We start from the raw sequence: 2,948 nt of genomic DNA on the forward strand, positions 1-2,948 counted from the left end.
CTTTCGGCAGGGACGCCAGCAATTTCGAGGGGCTCGCGCCGGCCGCGTCGTCCCGCGTCGCGGCCCCCCCGAACTTGTCCGCGAGGGACCGCTCCAGTTCCTCTCGCCGCCGGGCCAGCTTGCCGACCTCCTCCGCCTGTTGGTCGAGGTCGCCGGTCGGTTCCTGCGCGAACAGCCCGAGTTGCCGCCGGACGGCGATCAGCTTCTCCCAGTCCGCGCGGGCCTGTTTGTCGTCCGAAAGACGCACCGCCCCGGCGATTTGCCGCGCCCGCACGACCCGCGTCACCTGACTCTTCGCCTGCCAGACGACCTCGTACGCCTCCCCGGCCGAGTCCGGGACGTGTTCGAGCGAGGAAAGGAGCTGGTCGCGGATGGTCGGGAGCGTACCCAGATACGCGAGCGCCTCGCTCTCGGACATGGCGGCGGCGTAGGCCGTGAGGAGTTTTTGGTTGTAATCGAACGACCGCCGGAGCGCCTGCGCGGCCTCCTTGTGCCGACCGTCCGCCAGGAGGACTCGGCCGACGGCTTCCTCGTGCTCGGCCAGCGCCGGGTGTCCGTCCGGGAACGCCTTGGGCGGGTAACTCTTGGCGAGCATGTCTCCGGTGTCGCGGTAAATCTTCAAGGCGGCCGGCCGGTCGCGCCTGGCGACTGAGCTCGCCCAGATTTGCCGGGCGTAGACCAGCCCCGGGTGGTCGTCGGGGTAGTCGTCTTTGTAAATCTGAATGGCTTTTTGGATTGCCCGCCCGGCCTCTTCGTCGCGGTCGGCCGCCTCCAACGCCATGCTCAAGTGAAGGTACGTCGAGGCCAGTTCCCGGCCGCACCCGGCGAGTTCGTTCAGGAGCGGGTCCCTCTTGGGCTTGCCGATTGCTTTTTCCCGCGCCTTCTGGTCGGCGTATTGCGGCTCGTACATTTCCACGGCGCGCTTGAGGTGCGGCAGCGCGTCCTTGGGCTTGCCGAGGCTGATGAGCGCGACGCCGAGGGCTTCCAAGCGGCCCGGCAGTTGGAAGTCCGGGTAATCCTTGCCGTTGGTCTTCGTTTTCTTGGTGTAATCGTAGGCCGCGCTCTCCGCGGTCACGACGCGCTGGATGTACGCGACGCCTTTTTCGGGTTCGCCGAGGCGCAGGCTCATCATTCCGAATTGCTGGAGGAAATTATGGTGGTGGGGGTTGGTGTACACTTTCCTCATGTCGTCCGGAAGCGTCTCGTTCCCGATCTGGCCGTCCCTGATCAGCCCGTCCCACAAGGCTTCCGCCCGCAGCAGGGACCGGACCGCCTCCCCGGGCTTGCCGAACTGCTCGTGGATCGCGCCCAGAAGCGCCCAAGAGACCGCCAGCTCCACACGCGAGCGGCGGTCTTTCAGGTGGATTTCCACCTTGAGCATCCGGTCTGCCGCCTCGTTGACGAGCGGTGGCAGCTCGACAAACTTCCGCCCGGCGTAGAGCCGTTCGATCTCCCCGATCCGCTGTAGATATTCGCGCTTCCAACCTTCGACCTGCCCGGCCGACGGCGCGGGCGGGGAGCCGGGTTGCGCGACCGCCGGGAGGCAGACGACCGAGGCGAGCAGGACGACCAAGAGGCGGGTTTGCGTGATCATGGCATGCCTTTGCGAGTTTTGTCGGGGCGCCGGTCCGGCCCCGAGCATTTGATCGGTGTCGAGGGTCACTGTTCAGGAGGGGGAGCCACCGGCGGTCTGCTGCCTCGCTGCTCGCCTGGCGATGAGGCGAGCGGCGCCGGTTGGACAGCGTCCGGCTCCTTCCCCGGCCACCTAATCCCCCGTCCCCCTTTTTTAAAAAGGAGGGAGGACGGGGGTGGGAGTCATTTGTCCGTCGTCACACGTTTGGGTTGCTTCAATCGCCGTCTCAGGCTGGAAAGCCTGACTCACGAAAGATGACTCTCCCCCACTTGCTCCCCCTTCCTTCTTAAGGAAGGGGGATGGGGGGTTAGGTGGCCGGGGGAGAGATCACTCCTTTTTCTCGGACGACTCGGCGCCGTCGTATTAGGCGAGCGGCGAGGCGTTAGCCCACCGGTGGACGACTTCTCGCCGCTCGCCGCTCACGCGGCGGGGGCCCGGGGTGATCGCACACGATTTCAGTCGAGGTTGCATAGGTCTATTCGCGCGGGAAGGACAACCCAACGGTATCGGGGAACAGTTTCTTGATTCGTTCGCTCCGCAGGAGTTCGCGGGCTGCGGGGAGGAGGTCGTCGACCGGCTTGCTGTTGGCGAGCAGGATCGGCCCGCGATCCTGTCCCGAATGGTCGGGCGTGTTTCGGATGATTTCACCATTCCGGAACCAGGCGACACACCGAAAATTGCCCGTGGCCTCTTTGGGCAGTTCCGTGAACGACCGGCGCAACACGTCCTCGTCCTCGGGGCTCAGCGCCTCGTCCCGGACCAACAGGAGGAGCGTTTCCAGTCCCGCCGGCCCGTCCGTGATCGGCGCTTCCTGGGAGAGACCGCCGAATTTTTGAGGGACTTCCAGCCAGCGCCGCTTTTCTTCTTTCTCGCGGGCTTCGAACTTCGGGCCGCCCCACGGGTAGAGCGACCAGAGATTTCCCTCCGTGTCCACTTGGAGAAGGTAAAAATACGCATCCCGGTTGGCGGTCGCCTCGAGACGGAACAGGTCGCCCGGCTTGACCGGAAGGACAACGCGGCGGTCCCGGATGTCGTGTGAAAGCGACGCTTTCGGGGCGTCCTTCGATTTCACAAAAACCATCAGGTCGGACGCGAGGGGCGGAAGAAATCGCGGGCCGGAACCGTCGTCCCCGACCCGCCGCGGATCGCCTTCGGGCCGGTCGCCCCCGGAGGCGACCCCGTTCGCCACGGACACCCCGTTTCCGGCCGGGGAAGGCATCCCGGTCCACCAACAAAAAAGGCCGACACCGCCCAGGGCCAACACCCCCGCGACGCAGGCCGCCGGGAGCCGCCAACGGCGACGGCGAACGGGGGC

Annotated in this window: 2 protein-coding genes; both read right to left on the reverse strand. The window is 66.0% G+C overall.

Annotation, left to right across the window (positions count from 1 at the left end; translation table 11 throughout):
- Positions 1-1,594, reverse strand: a 1,594-nt coding sequence (locus tag BGIM_RS64875; RefSeq protein WP_162136262.1) for a tetratricopeptide repeat protein, incomplete at its 3' end; no start/stop codon positions are given.
- A 514-nt stretch (positions 1,595-2,108) separates the two neighbouring features.
- A partial coding sequence (locus BGIM_RS0116410) for a DUF4384 domain-containing protein (protein WP_029630102.1) occupies positions 2,109-2,948 on the reverse strand: 840 nt, incomplete at its 5' end.

Origin of the sequence: Zavarzinella formosa DSM 19928 (assembly GCF_000255705.1) — a bacterium.
Classification (GTDB): Bacteria; Planctomycetota; Planctomycetia; order Gemmatales; family Gemmataceae; genus Zavarzinella; species Zavarzinella formosa.